Here is a 21,716-nt window from a genome sequence, read left to right as displayed (position 1 = left end):
TAACGTGGCTTCATAGCAGCCGAAGCGTGTGCTCGAGTATCTCTCGTCCACCAACGTCGCCATGACCCGGCACTACGATCTTCACGTTCGGGTAGTGCGCCTGTGCCCGGCGAATCGCCTCCGGCCAGGATGCAAGGTCCGCATCTTCCAGATTGCCCAGCGTTTTCCAATCTATAGCACGCACGGCACAGCCCCCGAAAAGCACCCGCTGTTCCGGCAGCCAAACCATAAGATTATCGGGAGAATGGGCCGGCCCCGGGTACAACACTTCAACCGTGCCCACCTGGATGGTGGCGCCGGGCGTATTCAGCCCCGAAAGTGTGCCGTCGGATACCGGACCTCCGTCCATAGTGCTCAGCTTTTGGGTCAACGGGGTTGCCAACACCTCTACGCCGGCATGCTCCAGCACCTCCAACCCGTCGGTACGGTCGTCATGAAAATGCGTAATGATGGCGCGGCGGACCGGCAGACCGATCTCCTGCTCGATGCGACGGAGCAACACCCGTGTGGCTGCAGCCCCCCATGCAGGATCGACGAGCAGTAGGCTGTCACCTTCACGGACAATCAGACCGTTGGAAGGATAGCGGGCACCACTGGGAAATTTATGGTGTGAAATATGAATCCAGACGCCGGGACGCAGCTTCCGAATTTGACTGTCCGAGTTTGTCGAGGGACCGGAGAAGGCGGTATGCGCCGTATCCGAAGGCGCATTTCGGAAGTGCTGGCATCCTATTAGCAAGAATGAACACGCAAGAATGGTAAAAATCAAACGTGACATGTAGGCCTACCTTTCTTCTGCATAACGCCTAGGCTCAGTTATCGACGGGGCAGACGTAGCCTTTGAAGGCAATCCAAAGCGCGCCAGCGCTTAGGTCGGTCAACTGCAGCAATTTGTTATACGATATCGGACATTATCAGTATGCTTGGTAACCATAGTACACCGATACCGCAGACAGTGGTTATAAACGAAAGCAAAGTAAGGCGTATGAAAATACCCAGAATAGTTGTAGCTGCGATTACTTTTTCTTTAAATAAGAAAGAAAATAAAGACATGAATGATGTGCTTACGAAGCAAAGAATTACGTAAATACCGAATCCCATGGCCTGATCGGGAGGGTTGAACGTAATAAGTGCAGCGAGAATTGTCACATAGATGCATACAAAGCCGTTGGCAACTAAGGCGATGCAAATAATGAATAGTACAGAGTGAAAAAAATGACGCACAGGAGTTTATAGATGTGTCATCTTTTTCTTCGTGGCTCAAGCCACCCTCGCGCATAATGCCGAAATAGTGTCAGTTTGAACTGGCACACCTATTCTCGCAATGCGCCTTAAAGAGCTGCTGAACCAGCATTTCAGCAGCGAATGATCCACCGAAAGCATTCTTCGGAAATAGATTCATGGCATTCGCGAAGTACAAATGGTTGTTATTGATGTTGTCTTGCGTAATTTTTATTACCCTAATGCGCAAATTGTTCTCCTTCTTTAAGTACTAACGCCCGAATTCGGTTGCCGCCGGAGCGCCGCAAGCGCGGAGGGCCCAAGCCGCGCCAGCTCTTAGGGCTCAGGCTTAGGTTTAGCCGTTACCATCAAATTGACCAAGTAAAATTTCCAAATAGCTGGATTTTTCAGCGGGTTTATTATTAGCGATCCAATATTTCAATCGTGGCACATAATCGACCGGAAACTGTACTCGCTCGATGCGTGGCAGACCATTGTAATGATCAATACATGCTTGATAGAAATGATCGTTCTGACCCGTGGCCTGATATTCACGGTGTGCCTGCGCGACTACTTTTTCTGCCCATTCCTCGCGACGGTCATATTGCTCTAGCCAAGCCACATGCCGCTCGTTTTTGGTGAAACGTCCGCTATCGTCGTACATGATCAGTGTTAGCTGCTCATACGATAAATTGTGAAAAGGATTCTCCACCGTGCTATGGCCTCTATGCGCCTGACGACTCTGCACAAATGCGGTGGCTTGTTTGGCTCTTGCCAACAGGGCCGGATTTTCCGTATCGGGCACCTCTTGAGCAGCCAATTCGCGATTGTATCCCGACCCGCTGAATTGATTGCGCAGGCGCTTGGCTTCATCGGCCAACTCGGACCGGGTCATGGACGCATCGCGCTTATCGGCAGCAATGGCGCTTTGAGCCAGTTGGCGACTGGTTACGCTCAGTGATATGCCTTCTTGTGCAGTAATATCAGCTTGGCCACCCGGGGCTGAAGGCTTGTTTGTTACGAGATAAGTATGGGAGGTGGATTTAGCCCTTGTCGCGGCAGAAGATACTGTATAAGCAGTGACATTGGATACCACGAGCGCCCTCCCGACAACGGACCTTTAAATCTTTATCGACGGGTATGCCTGAAACTTAAGTAGGATTAATACGATCTTGACTTCACAGCGCCCAAGGTCAGTTGCCGCCGGAGCGGCCGCAGGCGCGGAGAAACCCGAAGCGCGCCAGCGCTTCGGGCGGTTGACTGAGCGATTTTTTGGGCTTCAAACCTCGTGCAACTCTTGCCGCAGCGAAGGAATAGGGGATGTTCAAGTCTACTCATAAGTGAAAAAGTATTTTTGTATTTCAGCAGCACGGTAGTTCGAGCGGAGATTCAACTATTTACCAAAAAGATCCGCCCGGGCGCGGTACAGCGCCGAGATGTCCTCGTCGCCGTGGCCGGCGGCCATGAGTTGATCGTAGTCCTGGCGCGTTCTGGCCGACAACGGCAGTTCGCCGTTCTTCAGTCCGGCCATATGCAAGCAGATACCAAGATCCTTGTGGTGGTGTTTGAGCTTGAACCCGGGCTCGAACACGTCGCGCACCATGGTCTTGCCGCGATGATCGACGAACCAGTTGCCAGCCGCGCCCGAGCCGACCACGTCGACCACCTTTTCCAGCGGCAGGTCCATGGCCGCCGCGAAGCGCATGGCCTCGCACACCGCCTGATTGATGCCGGCCACCATGATCTGGTTGACGGCCTTGGTGGCCTGGCCGGAACCGATCGGCCCCATCAACGTGATACCCGCGCCCATCGCTTCCAGTACCGGCATGACGCGTTCGAACACGGCGTCGTCGGCGCCGACCATGATGGCCAAGGTGCCGTTGGCCGCGCCTTCGGTGCCGCCGGAGACCGGCGCATCGACGAAGGCCGCTCCGGTTTGGGCGACGCGGCGGGCGGCTTCCTTCGCGGTATCGCCGGCGACCGTGGAGCAGTCGATCACGACGTGCCGGTCGGTTAGCGCGCCGGTCAACGCATCCACCATTTCCAGCACGTCGTCGTCGGCCGATACACAGAGCACGATCGCCTCGGCGTGCGCGGCCGCCTCGGCCGGTGCGGCAACGGCTTCGACGCCGTGCTCGGCGGCAAAGTCTTCGGCCCGGCTCGCGGTGCGATTATAGACCGCGGTCAGCAGACCGGCTTGTTTGAGGTTGGCGGCCATGCCGTGGCCCATGCCGCCGAGTCCGAGAAATGCACTGTTCATGACACCGTTTCCATGCGTGGCTTTCGATCGATGATAAGCTGCCGAACCCGAGGGCCGAAACCGACGAAGGCATGGCAGTCAGACGAGGCGCGCGATGGGCGTTGATCGCAATCGGCGCGCTACTGGCGGTGACGGTCGCCGCGCTCGTCATCGCCCCGCCCTTCGTGGTGCGGCACGTGCTCCGGCATTATCTGCGGGCCGAAGGTATCACGGCCGATATCGGCGATGTGGATGCCGATATCTTCACCGGCCAAATCAGCCTGAACGACGTGCGCGGCCACGGCCCGAACGGCCGCGGTTTCTCGATCGGCCGTCTCGCGGTGGATATCGATTACTGGCCGTTGCTTGATCACCATATCAAGCTGTCGGAGATCCACCTCAGCCACGCCCGCATCGACGCCGGCCGGAACGCGAAGGGGCAGTTCACCGTCGCCGGCGTCGCGATCCCGGTATCGTCTTCCGGCGGCGACCGGAGCGGCTGGGGCTTCGGTGTCGACGAGATATCGATCGCGGACGTGAAACTGCACTACCGCGAGCCCGCCCGCGGCGATCGGCCGGCTATCGATCAGGCACTGGGCATCGCGCGGCTGGAAATCGGCCCGATCGCGACCTGGCAACCGAAGCAGGCCACCGAAATCCACACCCGATTGGAGGCGGCCGGCGGCCGGCTGACCCTCGACGGCAGGGCCCACCCGCTCGGCGCCAACTGGCGCGCGCAGTTCTCGATCGAGGCTTCGGATTTTGCCATGCAAGCGCTGTCGCCGTTGGCGCGCCCGTATTACATCACCGCATTGGGCGGCACGTTCGACGCCAATCAACGGGCCTCGATCGTGTACCACGCCAACGGCGAGCTCGACCTCGACCTCAAGGGTCAAGGCCGCTGGCGCGACGCACGCCTTAACACGACCGGCGGTATTGCTGTGCGCGGCGGCCTGCTCTCTTGGCAAGGCAACGAGCAGGCGCGGCTGTGGCCAACCGACCGGCAACCCGGCCGGATCACCGTCAACGGCACAGTGAAATTGTCCGAGGTCAAGGTTCGACGCGCCGATCAGCTCGACTTCAGTCAGCAGAGCGCGACGTGGACCGGCCAGGCGACGGCCGAACTCGGCAACGCCGCCACGCGCGTGACCAGCAACGGCAATCTCGATGCGCGGCGCACCCGCCTGACTTCCGGCGACCGGCTCGCGTTATCCAGCGACGCGACGCACCTCGCCGGGGCGATCGACCTCACGCTGACGCCGGACGCCACCCGTATCGATACCGACGGCGTTCTCACCACCAGCGCCATGTCGTTCGCCGTGCCGGAGACCCTCGCTATCACCAGCCGGTCGCTCGACTGGAACGGCCAAACCACAACGCGGCTCACCGGCAACGGCACGCAGGTCGATGCCGACGGTTCGCTGGCCGGCGATCGGTTCGTCTTCGATATCCCGAAAACCAGCCACATGAGCGCCGGCCATGTCGACTGGCAAGGCCGCATAAGCCTGCACAGCGCCAAGCTGTTCTCGCGCCGTGCCAGCGGCAAGCTGGATGCCGACGACGTGCATCTGGCCATCGCGGGCGCGCCGGTGACGATGTCGGCGGCCACGTTCGGCTTCGACGGCCGGTACGCCGAACAGCCCGACGCGACCGGTAAGGCGCTGCGGCTGACCGTATCCGGCTCTGCGTACAGCCACAAGCTGAACGTCATGGACAGCGCGATCGACGCGCCGTGGGCCCGGCTACTGGAGGTCGATGTTTCGGGCATCGATATCGACGGGCTCGGCTCGATTGGGCTGGATGAAATCGAGGCCAGCGGCCTGCGCCTTCTCGGCGACACCGACACCGATAGCGCTGTCGTTCAAGCGGTGTCGATGAAGGCCAGCCAATTCTCGCTAAAGCAATGGACCCATTACCGCATGCACAGCCTCGTCCTTGACGACGTCAATATTCATACCCGCCGCGACGCCGGCGGCATGGGCGTGATCAGCCGGTTCGTCGGCGGCCCGAGCGACAACTCATCGTCGTCGGCAAGCGCGAAGCGGCCCGACACGCCGATCGACGGCGATTCGGCGGGCGCGACGACCTTCGCCGTGGATCATCTCGAGCTGTCCGGCCCGTCCATCGCCTTCGTGGACACCACGGTTACACCGACGGTCGAAATCACCGGGTCCCGGCTCGACTTCACGCTGGATCATCTCGATACCGCCAAACCCGACCAGAGCGCCAGCTATACGCTGGGTCTCGACGTGGGGGCCTACGGTCATCTCGACAGCCGCGGCGAGATCGCGCCGTTCGCGCCCGGGGGCATTCGCATGGATCTCGACGTCTGGCTGCGATCGCTGGCGCTGCCGCCGATGTCCGGCTACCTCAATGCCGCGATGAACCGCCGGATCGCCAACGGCGTCGCCGACGGCACGCTCAATATCTCGGCCACCCGGGGCCAGCTCGACGGCGTGCTCGACACCACGTTGACCAACCTCCGGCTGGCCGACAGCACCACCGCGAATACCGACATCGCCTTCGGCATCTCGATGAGCACGGCCCTGAAGCTCTTGCGCGGAAAGAACGACATCATCCACTTCCGCACCAAAATACTCGGCGACGTCACCAACCCCTACTTCTCGATCGACAACCTGATCCGCGAAGCCGTGCTCGCGGGGCTGCGCACCGCCCTGCTGTCGAACTATTCGCCGGTTGGCCTGCTCAACAACCTCAAGAACAGCTTCCTCAATCTGTTCCGTTCGGTGGAGGATCGGCCGGCAATTTTCGCCGTGGGCAAACATTACGTGCGGCCGGATGATCGCACCTATATGACGCTAATCGCCCAGGCCATGAGCGACCACCCGGACTGGACGCTGCGCGTGACCGGCCAGGCGGTGCCGGCCGATGCCCGGGCGCTGAACCTGAACAATTTAACCGAACAAGCGCGCCATGCGCGACTCGAACAACTCGCCCGCATGCGCCAAAAAGCCATCCAGGACTATCTGGCCGCTCGCGACGTCAATCCCGACCGTATCCTCGGCGGCACGCCGAAAGTGCTGGAAAACGAGGGCGCCAAACCGGCTGTCCGATTGTCGCTCGATAAACATTGATCCGGCCGCAGATAAGCTCCGACCGCCCGGCATCTTCAGAAATACCGGTACCTACATATTGTAAGAAAAAATAATCCGCAAATGAACGCGCCAGGACTACGATCAGCTTATGGCCGACGGCCACGGTGACGAGGCTATCTCGGCGCTCTACCGCGCCCGAGCGGATCTGTTCGACAAGCAAGCGTCGTTTCGGGCGAGCCGGGTAGCGACCCGAAAAAGACAGCATGTCCGCAGATCGACGAAGATTCACGCAGATAGCGGTTTGCCAACTGAACCGCCCTCTGCGTGAATCTGCGTTGATCTGCGGAAGATTTTTCTATGAAACCTTCACTGCGGATCAGATCCTCAGCGCCTGGCGCGCCCGGCCGCGGTGCCGTTTTGCCTTTACGAGGTCTGGTACAAAACCGGCTCGCTGGTCCAACGAACCGGCTTCGGGCTTTACTGATTACGGGGCACGACCGCGAAGTTCGGATAATTGCTGTAGTCCGGCTGGCTCTGCCGGTTTTCGAACAGCTGCCATGCCTTGCCGGCCTGGTCGGCGCCGCTCTCGACGGCCATCGCGAGCCCAATTTGGAAATTGGCGGGAAAACCGGCCGGCGAGGACGGGAACCCCACCATTTCGCCCAGCTTATCCGAACCGATGCGCCGGACCATGCTCGGGCTGTTGCAATCGAGACCCACGAGACGCGGAAAGTTGGCCTGATAGACCTCGCTCATGTCCGAATAAATCGGGCTGTTCCGGCTGTCCCGCAGTTGCAGGGTATAAGTTGAGGCCTCCAGCCAACAGAAGCCGGAATCGGGCTTGCCGATCCAGCCGGTCATGCGCTGAATCTGAAACGGCGCCAGCCAACTCAGAAACGATTCGGCGCCCGGCATACCCTGTTCGGCGGCATGGCCGACCGCCCAGGTGAAGAAATCAGCCTGCCAGGGCGCGATGGCTACCTTCTCGCGTCCGTGGCTCGGGTAACGGATGGCCTGGTTGCCGACCAGCGTATGCAGCGGATTCACACCGGTGCCGACGTAGTAGTCGTTGTAGTCGCTCAGGATATTTTTGATCAGGCCCTGGAAATAGGGCTTCATCGGGTCCCGGTCGGGGGTGGCGAAAGCGGCATCGCTGATATCGCGCAGCGCCCAGGCCTGGGCCCGCACCTGTCCCTGAGCACCGCGCAATATGCCACGGGCATGCTCGCGGTACGACGGATTGGCCCAGAGTTCGTCGTAGGCGGCGGCGAACTGCATCTCCTCGAGATAGTAGAAATCGCCGGTGACCAGATAGGCCAGATAGCCGATCGAGGGCTGGTGGGCGATATTGTATGTATACGGCGAGGAACAATCGCCGTGGCAGTCCGGCAGCAGATCGCGGGCGAACCGCCCACCGGCACGGCTGGCATGGTTGTAATCCGCGATGGTGACGTACGGATGCCGGGTAATCGTGAGCGGCCGTCCGGTCTCGCGATCGCGATAATGAAAGCTGTAACTGCCGACGGCGCTGTCGTTGGCCAGCATCCAGCGGAATGCATGGTAGTTGCCCGAAACCGCGAAGGTCGAACTCCAGCGCGGCAACGGGCCGATGGCGGCCTGGGCTCCGGCGTCGCCCATATAGGCCGTCTGATTGCCGTTGCTCATCGGTGGAAACTGCTGGGGGCGCGAATTCAAAAAGCCGGTGTCCGGCGCAATATCGGCGTACTCTGAGATCGCTTTCGTGGCCTGCAGATAATCGGTGTCGATCCGGGCGTACAGCCCCGGATCGCCGTGCCACCAGAGCACGTGATGCCAACGCGCCTGGCGATAGTGCGTCAATCCGGGCACGCGATAATGCTGCCCGCCGACCTTTATATCCGCCGTGTAGTGCAGGTTCCGTGGATCGGCCACATAGGCCCAATCGTTTTCCACCACGGTATCCACGCGCGCGCGCTCGATCCCGCCGTTGGGCCCGGCGTAGGCACGGATATTGAAATAGACCGCCAGATTCGGCGTCCCCGATCCGTGGCCGCCGGCCACCGGCCCACCGACGATCCATTCCGAGACCAGCGGCCCGGACAGCCAGTGTTTGCACTCGCGTGACCAGCGCGCACAGCCGCCCGACTGGGCCACCTCACGCAGCAACCGCCGGGCATTGGTCTGACGACGCCCGCCCTGGCCGCGGATGGATACCCGGCCGGCAAAATCGGTGGCCAACAGATCGCCGATAGTCAGCGCGGATTTCGAGCGGTCGCTCGCCTGGGTTTTGACCAACTGGACCGTGGTGCCGCTTGCGCCCGGCGCGTCGGGAAGACGAATCGTGATCACGGCGTGCCGCAGCGATCCGTCGTCCCAAGTGGCCTTGGGATCGACCTGGGTCGGGATCGCCCGGCCACCCACCTCGGCGGTCACGGACCGGCCGTCGGGCACATCGCCCTGTTTGAAGACTTGGCCGAATGTCACCATGCGGCCGTCTGTCCGCTGGCCGGAGACGCGTTCCACCTTGAGCGCGACGATGGCCTGATCACCTGCCGGCGGCGGCGGACCGCCCGACGTATCGTCATCCGAAGAAGAGTCGTCGTCCGACGAACCGCCATTCGAGCCATAAGTCGCGACGACGCCGTACGTCAAATGCCCCGGTACCCCCGCGCTGCTCCCCACCGGGTCGGTGGTCGAACCACCGGAGGAATAGCTGCCCACGGGATCGGTCGTCGAAGCGGCCGCCGAGTAGCCGCTCACCACATAAGTGTTCGCGGCACCGGCCGCGAACGCCGTCGTATTCACTGCGAGCACGGCCGCAGCAGCCACCAGCATGTATCGCATCTCTACCCCTACGCGTTTTGTCGTTATGGGTGAGGCTGCGGCGGCTTGCGACTCGTATCGCCGGGCAGCCCGTGAACGAACGAGACGGCCCGGCCGTCATAACGCCCGTTGCAGGCGTTTTAGACCCGTGGCTTTGCGCAGCCGACTTTCGTGCGGCGATGCCTTTGACTCGCGGGGACCATAGCCCCCGGTCGCCGTAGCGTCAACGTTCGCACGGCCGGCGCGTTTATGAACGCATCGTCGGCTTTTTTAACAAGATAGCGGTAAAGACACCCCGGGGTTAGTTAATTTCGTATTGTATACAGTTACTTAAAATTTCGGCAGGAAAATTGCTTATTGATTTATGACAGCCAAACTGTAACACCGTCTCCAATGTCAAATCCGCATGCTCGCCTTCACCGCCGCGTACTTATCAGCCTGGTCTGTTTTGCGTTGATCGCGGGCGCCGGCCCGGCCGGGGCGACCGTCATCAAGGCGGGCATCGACGTCTTCAAGAACAGCGCGCCGTCGATCGGGTTCGACGGCCTGCCATTGAACGTCGCCAATCCGACGTTCCAGCCCGCCCCCGGCCTACCGGGTGGTACCTCGGTTATGTTCGGCGGCTATTTCGTCGGCCAATCCCGGGGCACGGTCGCAAGTTGCGGCGCGCTCGGCTGCCTGGACGGACAGCCGAGCGGCACGCTGACCCTTGATGCCGGCGCCGAACCCACGTTTGTCACCCTCGATACCAGCGCGCCGGACGATCACGTGCTGTCGGGCTCGCCCCGGTTCACCGGCCCAATCTCCATTCTCTTCGGCACGGATCAAGCCGCTGTCGGCGTGATGGCGGGATTCGCCACCGACTCCGGCGCCGAACGCCTGACCGCTTTCGGTCGCGACGGCTCCATTCTGGCATCGATCGTCAATGACGCGCTCGGCTACTCGTTTCTAGCCCTGGCCAGCGACGACGGCAGCGCGGCGATCGCCGGTGTCCAGATCACCCGCACCGGCGCGACCCCGGGTGGATTCGCGGTGAGCGATCTGCGCTTCGGCGGCCCTGATCAGATTGAGATAAGTGGCGGCGGCAGCGGCAACGGCGAACCGTCGACACCGGTACCGGCGCCGGGCAATCTGGCGCTGTTCGCGCTCGCGCTGGGCCTGATCACGATCGCCTGCCGGCGCCGGGCACGCGGGCAGCGGGGCTGATACCAGCCCTCATAAAGATTGATCGATCTTCATGAAGCCGGAATTCGTCCGCGAATGAACGCCAATAAACGCGAATGAAAGCAAGATAAAGCGTATAAGCGCGTCTTATTCGCGTGCGTTTGCGTTTATTTGCGGACTATTTTTGACCGGTAGGTCATTGCTTTTGCAGGTTGGTATAAGGCGTCTAGCCGTAATGGGTCGCCTGGCCCAGAAACAGCTCGGCGCCCTCGCCAAGGGTTTCCGTGAGCGTGGGGTGGGGGTGGATGGACAGCGCCATGTCCTCGGCGGTGGCCCCCATCTCGATCGCGAGCACCGCTTCGGCGATTAATGATTCGGCTTGCGGGCCGACGATACCCGCGCCCAGCACGCGGCCGGTATCGGCGTCGGTGAGCAGCTTGGTCAGCCCTTGGCTCGCGCCCATGGTGATGGCGCGTCCGGAAGCCTGCCAAGGAAAACGCAGGATCTTGACGTTACGGGTCTCGGCCTCGATCTGCTGCTCGGTGAGCCCACACCAGGCCACCTGCGGATCGGTGAACACCACCGCGGGTACCGCGCGCGCATCGAAGACCGCATTCTGGCCGGCGATGGCCCTGGCCGCGACCTTGCCTTCGTGCATGGCCTCGTGGGCCAGCAACATGCCGCCGGCGGCGTCGCCGATGGCGTAGATGTTGTCGACCTCGGTGCGGCGCGTGCCGTCCACGCGGATAAAACCGTGGTCGTCGAGGGCGATGTCGGTGGCCTCCAGATTGAGGGTGTCGGTGTTCGGCTGGCGGCCGATGGCGATCAGCACCCGGTCGAAGCGTTCCTGCATGGAATCCTCGCCGCTATCAAGGGTGACATCGACCCCGTCGCCGGAGGCTTGCAGATCGCTGACCTGGGTGTTCAGGTGCACCGCCTCGAACAGCTCGTCCACGGTCTTGGCCAGCGGCTCGACCAGATCCGCGTCGGCGCCGGGCATCAGCCGGTCGGTCATCTCGGCCAGCGTCACCTGGCTGCCCAGCGCCTGATAGACCATGCCCATCTCCAGGCCGATGTAGCCGCCGCCGATGACCAGCAGCGAATTGGGGATGTCCTCCAGATCCAGGGCCTCTTTCGAACTCATGATCCGCCCGCCGAAATCCACGCCGGGTAAGGCGGTGGGCCGCGCGCCGGCGGCGATGATGGCGTGCCCGAAGGACACGGTCGCCTCCTGTTCGCCCTCGATCCGCACCGTGCGGTTGTTTTCGAACGTCGCCCGCGCCTGGATCACGCGCACGCCGCGCTGCTGGCACAACTGCGCCACACCGCCGGTGAGCTGGCCGATGACGCTGTCCTTGTGCTCCCGAATCGTGTCCAGGTCCACCTGAGGCGGCTCGAAGGTCAGGCCGACGGACGCGGCCGCCTCGGTGGCGTGCACCAATTCGTTGAGATGAAGCAGCGTTTTGGAAGGGATACAGCCGCGGCGCAGACACACGCCCCCCAGCGCCTCCTCTTCGTTGACCAGAGTGACGTCGAGGCCGTGGCGCACCGCCTCGAACGCGGCGGCATAACCGCCGGGGCCGGCGCCGATGACCAGGACATCGGTGTGTTGCGGGATGTCGTTCTCGGCCATGACGATTTAGATATTGAGGAGTAACGATTCGGGATCGGCCAGGGTGCGGATCAGGGTGGTGACGAACTGGGCCGCGTCGGCGCCGTCGTTGACCCGGTGGTCGAAGCCGAGGATCAGCGGCAGGCGCAGCCGGGGCTTGACCTCGTAGGCATCGAGATCACCGTGGACCACGGGTTCCAGCCGCGCTTGCCCCATGCCGAGGATCGCCACCTGCGGATGGTTGATCAACGGCGTGAGCGAGGACCCGCCCATCGCGCCGGGGTTGGTCACGGTCATGGACCCGCCCATCATGTCCTCGCGCTTGATCTCGCCGTTGCGTGTCTTGCGGGCGATGTCGAGCGCTTCCGCGGACAACTCGATCAGGTTTTTCTGGTCCACGTCGCGGATCACCGGCACCAGCAGGCCGCGGTCGGTAGCCACGGCCAGGCCGATATGGAAATAGCGCTTGAGCACGATCTCCTGGTTTTCCACGTCCAGGCTGGCATTGAAACGCGGGAACTGCTTGAGCGTCGACACCAGCGCTTTCATCATCAGCACTGTAAGGGTGAACTTGCCGCGCTGGGCTTGGGCCGCCTCCTCGTGCGAGCGCCGGAAACGCTCGAGTTCGGTGACATCGGCGATGTCCTGGTGATAGACGTGCGGGATCTGGCCCCACGAGCGAGCCATGTTTTGGGCGGTGGCGCGGCGGATCGAACGCAGCGGCGCACGCTCAATTTCGCCCCATTGGCTGAAGTCCGGCAGGCTGGGCGCCTCGCCGGCGCCGGGTATGAGCGCCGAGCCGCCGCCGGCGCTTTTGCGTTTCTTGCCATCCTGTTCGCGGCTGTCCTGTTCGCGGCTGTCCTGTTCGCGGCTTTCCTGTTCGCGGCTTTCCTGTTCGCGCTCGGCGGAGCCGGCGGCCGCCTCGACGTCTTCGGCGGTCACGCGACCATCTTTGCCGCTGGGCTCGATGTCGTGCAGATCGACGCCTTTTTCGCGGGCCAGACGCCGGGTGCTGGGAGCGGCCGGCACCGGCTCGCGGCTGGATTCTTGTTTTTTCGATTCCTGCTTATCCTCGGACGACTCTTCCTCGGACGACTCCGATTTTTCTTCTTCGTCCTTGTCTTGCTCTTTCTTGTCGCCTTTATCCTTATCGTCCTTATTTTTATCGCTCTTATCTCGATCCTGCTTTTTCCCTGATTCCTGTTTTTCCTTTTCCTGCTCTTTATCGCTTTCTTCGTCTTCCTCGTCGCGGTCTTCCTTGGCTTGTTTGTCTTCGCCGGATTCCTCGCTTTCGGATGCCTGTTCTTTGCTGTCCTCGCTTTCTTCTTCGCCGCCGGATTCACCGCCCTCGTCGTAGGTCAGCAACACATCGCCGACTTCGACCATGTCGCCTTCGGACACGCGAACCTCTTCGACGGTGCCGGAAAACGGCGCCGGGACATCGGTATTGGCCTTGTCGGTTTCCACCGTGAGCACGGTGTCGCCGTCGTTGACGGTATCGCCTTCGCTGACGTGCACCTCCAGGATTTCGGCTTCCTGGAGCCCCTCGCCGGGGTCGCTGAACTTGAATTCCTGACTCATGGGACGCTCGCTAATCGTTGAGGACTGCGCGGGCCGCATCGACAATGCGGCTCGCGTCCGGTAAATAAGCCTGCTCCCGGGCAAAATACGGCACGTGGATGTCGTAGCCGGTGACCCGGCGGATCGGGGCTTCCAGATACCAGAAGGATTCCTCGATCAGCCGCGCGATGATCTCGCCGGCCGGCCCATAGCTGCGGTGCGCCTCGTGCACGATCACCACCCGCCCGGTGCGCCGCGCCGATTCGGCGAAGCGTTCGTGGTCCAGCGGCGACAGGCTCAGTAGGTCGATCACGTCGGCCTCGACGCCGTCTTCTTCGGACAACGTATCCGCGGCTTGCAGGGCGCGGTGTAACATGGCGCCATAGGCGATGAGGGTGAGATCGTCGCCTTCGCGCGCGGTCTCCGATTGGCCCAGCGGCAGGGTTTCTTCCTCGTCGGGCACCTCTTCGCGGAACGCCCGGTAGGCGGCCTTGGGCTCGAAAAACACGACCGGGTCGGGATCGCGGATGGCGGCCAGCAACAACGCGCGGGCGTTGCGCGGCCCCGAAGGAATCACCATCTTGAGCCCGGGGATATGGGCGTAGAGCACTTCCTTGCTATCGGAGTGATGTTCCAGCGCGTGCACACCGGCGCCATAAGGGATACGCACCGTGATCGGCATGGCGTAGCGTCCGCGCGAGCGCCAGCGAAAGCGTGCGGCGTGCATTTCCAGTTGGTGCAGTCCCATATAAGAAAAACCCGAGAACTGCAGTTCGGGCACCGGCCGCAGGCCACCGGCGGCCATGCCGACGCATAAACCGGTGATGCCGGTTTCGGCCACCGGGGTATCGATGACGCGCTTTTCGCCGTATTTTTCGAGCAGGCCATCGGTGACGCGGAATACGCCGCCATCCACGCCCACGTCCTCGCCGAGGACGATGATGTTGTCGTCGTTTTCCATTTCCTCGAACAGCGCCCGATTGATGGCGTCTACCATGTTCAGTTCGGCCATCGTTTAACCCTCCTCACGGTCGCGAAGTTCCAGGAACGTCTGGCGCTGGGCTTCGAGATAGGGTGGTCGCTCGGCGTAGACGTAGTCGAACATCACCTCGGGCCCGCCGAGCTCCTCGATTTTGGATTCGGCGTCTTTCCAGGCTTGGTCGATTTCGTCTTTGATCTCGTCTTCCATGGTGTCGATGTCGTCGTCGGATAACAGCTCGCGTTCGACCATGTAGTTCTGGAAGCGCGGCAAAGGATCAAGTTTCTCCCACTTTTCGACTTCTTCTTCGTCGCGGTACTTGCTGGGGTCGTCGGCGGTGGTGTGGATGGCCAGCCGGTAGGTCAGGCACTCGATCATGGTCGGGCCGTCGCCGTTGCGGGCGCGTTCGACGGCCTCGGCGGTCGCCGCATATACCGCGAGGATGTCGTTGCCGTCCACCTGCAGACAGGGCATGCCGTAGGCCAGGCCTTTCTGGGCGAGCGTCTTCGACTTGCTTTGTTGGTCCCGCGGCAGCGAAATCGCCCAGCGGTTGTCCTGACAGAGAAAGACGACCGGGGAGCCGAGCACGCCGGCGAAGTTCATCGCCTCATGGAAGTCGCCTTCCGAGGTGGCGCCGTCGCCGAAGAACACGATCGCCACATCATCGCTCTCGCGATACTGGCAGGCATAAGCCACTCCCACGGCATGCGGTATTTGCGAGGCGACCGGCACTGCGATCGGAAAATCGTGGGCGTCTTCAGGGATCGCCGCGCCTTCGTTGTAGCCGGCGGCGAATACCAGGATCTCGGCCAGTGGAAAGCCGCGCCAGATCATGGCCGCGAACTCGCGAAAGGCGGGCAAGAACCAGTCGCTGTCGCGCATCGCCGGCATGGAACCAATCTGGCAGGCTTCCTGGCCCTTGACGGGGGCGAAGGTTCCGATACGGCCCTGGCGTTGCAGCGTGAGCAGACGCTCGTCGAAACGCCGGGACAGCAGCATGGTGCGAAACATTTTGTGCAACTGGTCGTCTTCGATATCCGGCTCGAGCTCGGTGTCCAGATCGCCGTTCTCATCGAGAATCGAGAGATATTCGACGGAATATTCCAGTTCGACTGCGGTACGCGGCATGGTTAACTCGCTGCGGCGACTCGGCGCCAAGTCTTCGTTCAAAATAAAAACGTAGGACTTGAAACATCATCCTGCAAGCGGGTTTAGTGGTTGTAAGTAAAAGTATAAGTGATATTCCTAGGTTTATCGTCTTACAACCAAATTATACGTATTAAATTTAAAAATAGCCGCCGAAACCGTCGAACCCGCAAGTTCCAAGCATCGGCAGACATTGGGGCGCGGCGAAGCTTCAGGATTCGAGCAGATAGGTATAGCCGGCGAGCCCGGCTTCGAGCAGCGCTTCGCATTCAGCGCGCTGGCGCGGCGCGAGGCCGGCCGCGGCCAGTTTCCGCCGGTAGGCGCCGCGCAGCGCTTCCGGCTCGAAGTGCACATAGGACAACAGCTCGTCGGCCCGGTCGCCGTGCTGGGCGTCGCCCAGTTGCCAGGCGCCGTCGCGGATCTCGACATTGACGACATCGGTGTCGCCGAACAGGTTATGCATGTCGCCGAGATTTTCTTGATAGGCCCCGATCATGAATATACCGATGCGATAGGTTTCGCCTTCACGCAGCGCATGCAGCGGCAGCGTCGAATCCAGCCCGTTGTCGTCGACATAGCGATCCAGCCGACCGTCGGAATCGCAGGTCAGATCGCACAGCCGCGCGCTCCGGTCCGGCGCCTCGTCGAGCCGCGCCAGCGGCATCACCGGAAATATCTGATCGAGCGCCCAGACGTCGGGCACCGACTGAAACACCGAGAAATTCACAAAATACTTGGTCGCGAGCTTCTCGCGCGCGGCGGCCACCGCCGCGCGGTCGTCGGCATCGGCCGGTGCAAGCGTAATCAGCGCGCGATACACCGCGGCCGCCTCGCGCTCGGCCGCGGCCCGTCCGGCGAGCCCGATTTCGCCGGCGACGAAGCGCGCCTGCACGTCGGCCAGATGCGCGGCCGCACGGTCGATCTGCGCCGAGGCGGACAGATTTTCATCCAGCACGACGGGCGCGACATCGATCGCGCTTTCACTGTCGATGACCTGCGTGAGCAGCACCGCGTGATGCGCGGTCAGCGCGCGGCCGGACTCGCTGATGAGATTCGGCTGGGGCAGATCGAAACGCTCGGCCACCCGCGCCAGCGCGCCGACCACGACTTCGGCATAGTCGGGCACGCCATAATTCATCGAGCAGAACGAACGGGCCCCGCGGCCTTCGTAATCCACCGCCAGACCGCCGCCGACATCGACCGTGTCCACCGGCGCGCCGAGCTCGCGCAGGCTGCGATACAGATGCGCGGTTTCATCCATGGCGCGGGCCAGCGCGGCGTGATCGGCGACCTGCGAACCGACGTGGACATGCAGCATCGACACGCAGTCGAGGATACCCAGGCCGCGCAAAGTCTCGAGCGCCACGACCACTTGGTCGGCGGTCAGGCCGAATTTGGACTTGTCGCCGCCGGTGTTCTGCCAATGCCCGGCCGCCACGCTGGCCAGGCGCACCCGCAGACCGAGTCGGGGCCGCAGCCCCAGGCTCGCCGCCAGTTCGGCGATAGGGACGAGTTCCGAGGGCTTCTCGACCACGATGTAAACGCGGTGGCCAAGCTGCTGCCCGGCCAGCGCCAGGCGCAGAAACGAATGATCCTTATAACCGTTGCATACGATCGTCGAACCGGGCCGCGCGAGCGCCAGTACCGCCATCAGTTCGGGTTTGCTGCCGGCTTCCAGCCCGGCCCGATCGCCGCCGGCGGCCACCAGATGTTCGATCACCGAGCGCTGCTGATTGACCTTGACCGGATAGACCACCGTATAGCGCCCGGCATAGCCGTGGGCGGCGCGGGCGGCGTCGAAGGCATCGGCCAGCCGGTTGAGCCGATCGCCCAGGATATCGGTGAAACGAACGAGCACGGGCAGGCGCAGCCCGGCCGCCCGAACCTCGTCGGCCAGGGCGTCGAGATCGATGCCGGGCGCGCCGGCGGCCGGCCGAACCTCGGCGTGCCCGGCATCGTCGATGCCGAAGTAGCCGTCGCCCCAGGTGGCGACGCGGTACAGGCGGCGTGCATCGTCGAGCGTCCAGGCGCGCGCCTCGCCGGCGGCTTGTCGGGCGGAAACGGTCATGATCTATACTGCGTGCCGGGTTTTGAAGTACGCGGATCGCCATGGTAGCCGACCCAACGTGGTTCACCGAGGCCAGCGACGAGCTGGGCGTCGGGTTTTCTCTCAAGCTGCGCGACAAGCTGCACGAGGAGACCTCGAACTACCAGACCATCGCGGTCTACGCGACCGAAACCTTCGGCCGCCTGATGACCATCGACGGTCTGGTCATGCTCACCGACCGCGACAATTTCGTCTATCACGAAATGATGACGCACCCGGCGATCTTCGCTCATGGCCAAGTCAAAAACGTTGTCATCATCGGCGGCGGCGACTGCGGCACCCTGCGCGAAGTGCTTAAGCACCGGCACATCGAATCGGTGGCCCAGATCGATATCGACGAACGCGTCACCCGGGTCGCCGAGCGGTATTTTCCGCGTCTTACCGAATCCAACGACGATCCCCGGGCGCATCTGGCCTTTACCGACGGCGTGGCCTGGATGGCCGGAGCCGACGGCGGCTCGGTGGACCTGATCATCATCGACAGCACCGATCCGATCGGCCCGGCCGAGGGTCTGTTCAACGAGGCGTTCTACCGGCAATGTCACCGCGTGCTCGCACCCCGCGGCATGCTGGTGCAACAGAGCGAATCGCCGCTGGCGCACGCGGCGCTGATCCGCGACATGCACGGCGGGCTCGCGCGGGCCGGCTTCGCCGCGACCCATCTCTTGAGCTTTCCACAGCCGTGTTATCCCACCGGCTGGTGGTCGGCCACGCTGGCCGCGCGCGACGATCCCGCGCTGGCCATGCCGGCCGCCGAACTTAATTTCCATACCGAGTACTACACCCCGGCGATGCACCACGCCGCGTTTTCCCAGCCGGCCTTCATGCAGCGGATTCTGGCCGGCGCGTAAACCGTCAGCCGCGGCCCTCGATCGCGGCGGCGAAAGCGGCGGAATCGTAGAAGTCGGCGAGTTGGTCGCGCACCCAGGTCTCGAGCAGCCCGGTCGACTCCAGCGCCTCGATCAGCATCGGCGCGAGCGTATCGACCTCGGCGGCCAGGATCTTCCGATCGACGCCGACGTGGCTCATCAACTCGGCCAGCGTGTCGTCGCCGTGGCGCGCGAAATAGGCTTGCACACCTTGGTCGATCATCACGCCGAGGTATTCGGTCTCGCGCAGCGACCGCCAGACTTGCAGGCCGTAATCGACCAGACGCTGCAGCTCGTGCGATGCCACCGCATCGGCGATCGACAACGGCTGGTCGGCGATCGCGGCCCAGACCTCGTCCGCCAGCGCGCGCAGCCGCCGCGCGTCCAGCGATTCGAGCAGGTAGGACTCGGTGCGCGCCAGCGTGCGCGCGGTATTGGCTTCGATATAAGCGCGCACACGCGTTTCGACCTGCGCCTCGAGCCCGGGCATGCGCCGGCTCACCGCGCTCGACGAGCCCTTGATCAGGCGCGACACGCCGGGGATCGAGCGAATCGCGCCGGAATCCGAGAAAATATAGTCCTTGATGCCCTGATAGAGCAGGTCCGAGGCAAGCGCCATATACACCGGGCTGTTGAGCAGCCTCTGGATCAGCCGGGCGCGTAGCGTCTCCAGCTCCACCACCAGATCCACGCCGTCGTCGAACAGCGACTGATCGATTACATCGCGCACGCGGGTGCTTCGGTTGACTTCCAGCCGGACCAGTTCGTCGGCGATTTCGCCGATCACCGCCGCCAGACGGTCCGGCAGTTCAAGATCGAGCACCAGCCGCTCGGTAGCCGCGCGCGCCGTATCGCGATCGACCACCTCGGCCAGCGTCACGCGCTCGGCCCAGCGCCAGAACGATTCGACCCGACCCGCGAGGCGAGCCCGGCCCGCCTTGCCGCGCCACGCCGCCAGATCATGGGCCACATGGGCTTCGAACAGCCGGTCGGCGGTCTCGGTACGGGTTGCGTCGGCCATGCTGTGGTCGTGGATGAACGTCGGCGCCGAGCTTAAAGATTATCGTCGGCTGCGGCGACCTTGGGGTCCTGCGTGATTGCCCGGATGGTACGCGTTCCGCACGCTGCTAGGGTGCGATATACATTTTTCAAACCGAGGTTTCGTCATGAACGACGACAAGTTCGAAGGCCAATGGAGCCGTATGAAGGGTTCGGTGCGCGAGCACTGGGGCCGTCTGACCGACGACGATGTCGAGGAAGTCCGCGGCAAGCGCGAGAACCTGCTCGGCAAGATCCAGGAACGATACGGCGACACGAAAGAATCGGCCGAGGAAAGGCTCCGGGATTTCGAACGCAAGTTCTAATGGTCGGCATCTGGTCGGCATCACCGACAAAGCGAGGTTGCATGGCAAAGCAATGGATTGTGGTCGCCGATGCGGCGGCGGCGCGGCTGTTCTCGCGCGAGAATGCCGGTTCGCTGGCGCGCGTGGAGGCATTTTATCATGACCAGAGCCGCAAGCATGAAGGCGATCTTCGGACCGGCGGCAAGGGCGAAGTCGAGGATTCGGCCGCCCATGGACGTCATCAGGCCGATCCGCAGACCCGAACCAGCGAAAAGCACGAAGACATCTTCGCCAAGCAAGTCGCGGCCCGATTGAAGTCCGGCTTGAACGACAATGCCTTCGATGAGTTGGTACTGGTCGCCGCGCCGCAATTCCTCGGTCGGCTGCGTGATCATCTCGACAGCCCGCTCTCCCGGCATGTGGTCGCGACGATCGACAAGGACTGGACCAACCAGAAAGACTCCGAAATCGAGAAACATCTGGATTTGCAACTCGGTTGAGCCGAATCCGGCCCTTAGAAGGGGTTTCGGTCACGCGGTTAATGCCGCGTACATGATTCTGCACGATACTAGAATTGCGCCGACCGGTCGTTAGCCGACTTTAAAGCGAGCAATTGTGGCAATCCGGTCCGACCGGTCGGACACAGCGCAGCAACTAAGGAGACGAATCATGCTCGGATGGGCTGTCGTATTTTTCATCATCGCCATTATCGCGGCGGTTTTCGGCTTCGGGGGGATCGCCGCCGGTGCGGCCGGCATCGCCAAGATCCTGTTCTTTATCTTTATCGTGCTGTTCGTCCTAGCCTTGATATCCAATGCGGTGAGAGGCCGCGGGCCGAGGTTGTAGAGCGACATGAAAAGCCGCTGGTCAATCGATCAGCGGCTTTTTTATGCCTTGACAAGCCGGCCCGTTCGGCTTGCTGCACTCGAAGTTCATGGCTCCGGCGTGGGCTCCTGCTGGGCCGCGGCGGCAAGCCAGATGCGCACCAAATGCGCTAGCGAATCGGCCTGAAGTTTCTGCATGATATGCACGCGATGGGTTTCCACGGTGCGCGCGCTGATGCGCAGATCGGCCGCGACCTGTTTGTTGGCCTGGCCGTCGACGATGCCGCTGAGCACTTGTTTCTCGCGCGGGGTGAGCGTATCGATGAGGGCAGCCCGCTGACGCGCCTCGCGCTGGAGCCGTTCATTGGTGTCACTGGCCTGCGACAGTTCGTGCAACTGCGCGAGGAGGTAGTCGGGGTCGAACGGTTTTTCCAGAAAATCGACCGCGCCGAGACGCATCGCCTCGACCGCGTGTTCGATATCGCCGTAGGCACTCATCATCACCACATCGAGCGCGATCTGACGTGAGATCAGCTCCTTTTGCAACGCGATGCCGTCCATGTCCCGTAAACGCAGATCGATCAATACACAGCCGGTGGCCGACTCGCAGCGATCCAGAAAAGCCGAGGCGCTGGGGTAGCTATAAGTCGGATATTTCGAACCACGTATCAGTGTTTTCATTGATTCCCGGACGCCGGGATCATCGTCCACGATATGGATAGCAAAGTCGTTTCGCATAGTGTCTCTCGGCTGTACCGCCCCAATCCCTCGTGCGCCGCCGCGGTAAGCGTGCG

Annotated in this window: 18 protein-coding genes and 1 riboswitch; of the genes, 6 read left to right on the top strand and 12 right to left on the bottom strand. The window is 62.3% G+C overall.

Features of this window, described 5'->3' with window-relative positions:
- Nucleotides 1-10: 10 nt before the first annotated feature.
- From bla to VFJ08_RS13655, 4 genes are all read right to left on the bottom strand, one after another.
- Nucleotides 11-778, bottom strand: a complete 768-nt coding sequence (bla, locus tag VFJ08_RS13670; RefSeq protein ID WP_324997778.1) for a subclass B1 metallo-beta-lactamase — start codon at nucleotides 776-778, stop codon at nucleotides 11-13.
- A gap of 798 nt (nucleotides 779-1,576) precedes the next feature.
- Nucleotides 1,577-2,317 (bottom strand): hypothetical protein, encoded by a 741-nt coding sequence (locus VFJ08_RS13665; RefSeq protein ID WP_324997777.1) that lies wholly within the window; start codon nucleotides 2,315-2,317, stop codon nucleotides 1,577-1,579.
- 97 nt (nucleotides 2,318-2,414) lie between these two features.
- Nucleotides 2,415-2,549, bottom strand: coding sequence for a hypothetical protein (locus tag VFJ08_RS13660; protein ID WP_324997776.1), 135 nt, complete (start codon nucleotides 2,547-2,549; stop codon nucleotides 2,415-2,417).
- Between the two features lie 65 nt (nucleotides 2,550-2,614).
- Nucleotides 2,615-3,481, bottom strand: coding sequence for an NAD(P)-dependent oxidoreductase (locus VFJ08_RS13655; protein WP_324997775.1), 867 nt, complete (start codon nucleotides 3,479-3,481; stop codon nucleotides 2,615-2,617).
- A gap of 71 nt (nucleotides 3,482-3,552) precedes the next feature.
- On the opposite strand from VFJ08_RS13655, the gene VFJ08_RS13650 reads away from it, so the two are divergent.
- Nucleotides 3,553-6,555, top strand: coding sequence for a DUF748 domain-containing protein (locus tag VFJ08_RS13650; RefSeq protein ID WP_324997774.1), 3,003 nt, complete (start codon nucleotides 3,553-3,555; stop codon nucleotides 6,553-6,555).
- 438 nt (nucleotides 6,556-6,993) lie between these two features.
- Here VFJ08_RS13650 and VFJ08_RS13645 read toward each other — a convergent pair whose 3' ends face one another.
- Nucleotides 6,994-9,339: a hypothetical protein gene (locus VFJ08_RS13645; protein WP_324997773.1), complete on the bottom strand. Its 2,346-nt coding sequence runs from the start codon at nucleotides 9,337-9,339 to the stop codon at nucleotides 6,994-6,996.
- A gap of 80 nt (nucleotides 9,340-9,419) precedes the next feature.
- Nucleotides 9,420-9,512, bottom strand: a riboswitch (cyclic di-GMP riboswitch).
- A gap of 199 nt (nucleotides 9,513-9,711) precedes the next feature.
- Between VFJ08_RS13645 and VFJ08_RS13640 the strand changes: the two genes are divergently transcribed.
- Nucleotides 9,712-10,524 carry a hypothetical protein gene (locus tag VFJ08_RS13640; RefSeq protein WP_324997772.1) on the top strand — a complete coding sequence of 271 codons (813 nt, stop codon included), beginning with the start codon at nucleotides 9,712-9,714 and terminating at the stop codon, nucleotides 10,522-10,524.
- 184 nt (nucleotides 10,525-10,708) lie between these two features.
- Here the strand turns inward: VFJ08_RS13640 and lpdA are convergent, their stop codons facing one another.
- The 5 genes from lpdA to speA form a co-directional block, all read right to left on the bottom strand.
- On the bottom strand, nucleotides 10,709-12,115 hold the full coding sequence (lpdA, locus tag VFJ08_RS13635; protein ID WP_324997771.1) for a dihydrolipoyl dehydrogenase: 1,407 nt from the start codon (nucleotides 12,113-12,115) through the stop codon (nucleotides 10,709-10,711).
- A 6-nt stretch (nucleotides 12,116-12,121) separates the two neighbouring features.
- Nucleotides 12,122-13,675, bottom strand: coding sequence for a dihydrolipoamide acetyltransferase family protein (locus VFJ08_RS13630; RefSeq protein WP_324997770.1), 1,554 nt, complete (start codon nucleotides 13,673-13,675; stop codon nucleotides 12,122-12,124).
- A 10-nt stretch (nucleotides 13,676-13,685) separates the two neighbouring features.
- Nucleotides 13,686-14,666: an alpha-ketoacid dehydrogenase subunit beta gene (locus tag VFJ08_RS13625; protein WP_324997769.1), complete on the bottom strand. Its 981-nt coding sequence runs from the start codon at nucleotides 14,664-14,666 to the stop codon at nucleotides 13,686-13,688.
- Nucleotides 14,667-14,669: 3 nt separating this feature from the next.
- A complete protein-coding gene (pdhA, locus tag VFJ08_RS13620; protein ID WP_324997768.1) occupies nucleotides 14,670-15,761 on the bottom strand; it encodes a pyruvate dehydrogenase (acetyl-transferring) E1 component subunit alpha in 1,092 nt (363 codons plus the stop codon).
- Between the two features lie 229 nt (nucleotides 15,762-15,990).
- On the bottom strand, nucleotides 15,991-17,847 hold the full coding sequence (speA, locus tag VFJ08_RS13615) for a biosynthetic arginine decarboxylase (RefSeq protein ID WP_324997767.1): 1,857 nt from the start codon (nucleotides 17,845-17,847) through the stop codon (nucleotides 15,991-15,993).
- 41 nt (nucleotides 17,848-17,888) lie between these two features.
- Between speA and speE the strand changes: the two genes are divergently transcribed.
- On the top strand, nucleotides 17,889-18,737 hold the full coding sequence (gene speE, locus VFJ08_RS13610) for a polyamine aminopropyltransferase (RefSeq protein WP_324997766.1): 849 nt from the start codon (nucleotides 17,889-17,891) through the stop codon (nucleotides 18,735-18,737).
- Between the two features lie 4 nt (nucleotides 18,738-18,741).
- Here the strand turns inward: speE and VFJ08_RS13605 are convergent, their stop codons facing one another.
- The gene (locus tag VFJ08_RS13605; RefSeq protein WP_324997765.1) at nucleotides 18,742-19,776 is read right to left on the bottom strand and encodes a hypothetical protein; all 1,035 of its coding nucleotides are present in this window, start codon (nucleotides 19,774-19,776) and stop codon (nucleotides 18,742-18,744) included.
- Between the two features lie 145 nt (nucleotides 19,777-19,921).
- Between VFJ08_RS13605 and VFJ08_RS13600 the strand changes: the two genes are divergently transcribed.
- From VFJ08_RS13600 to VFJ08_RS13590, 3 genes are all read left to right on the top strand, one after another.
- Nucleotides 19,922-20,119, top strand: coding sequence for a CsbD family protein (locus VFJ08_RS13600; protein ID WP_324997764.1), 198 nt, complete (start codon nucleotides 19,922-19,924; stop codon nucleotides 20,117-20,119).
- A 41-nt stretch (nucleotides 20,120-20,160) separates the two neighbouring features.
- Nucleotides 20,161-20,598, top strand: a complete 438-nt coding sequence (locus VFJ08_RS13595; RefSeq protein WP_324997763.1) for a host attachment protein — start codon at nucleotides 20,161-20,163, stop codon at nucleotides 20,596-20,598.
- Between the two features lie 169 nt (nucleotides 20,599-20,767).
- A complete protein-coding gene (locus VFJ08_RS13590; RefSeq protein ID WP_324997762.1) occupies nucleotides 20,768-20,944 on the top strand; it encodes a DUF1328 domain-containing protein in 177 nt (58 codons plus the stop codon).
- An 86-nt stretch (nucleotides 20,945-21,030) separates the two neighbouring features.
- Here the strand turns inward: VFJ08_RS13590 and VFJ08_RS13585 are convergent, their stop codons facing one another.
- Nucleotides 21,031-21,660 (bottom strand): response regulator transcription factor, encoded by a 630-nt coding sequence (locus VFJ08_RS13585; RefSeq protein ID WP_324997761.1) that lies wholly within the window; start codon nucleotides 21,658-21,660, stop codon nucleotides 21,031-21,033.
- Nucleotides 21,661-21,716 lie beyond the last annotated feature (56 nt).

The organism is Salinisphaera sp., from assembly GCF_035690525.1.
GTDB lineage: Bacteria > Pseudomonadota > Gammaproteobacteria > Nevskiales > Salinisphaeraceae > Salinisphaera.
The sequence above is the reverse complement of the archived record's forward strand: the minus strand, read 5'-3'. Positions and strand labels throughout refer to the sequence as shown.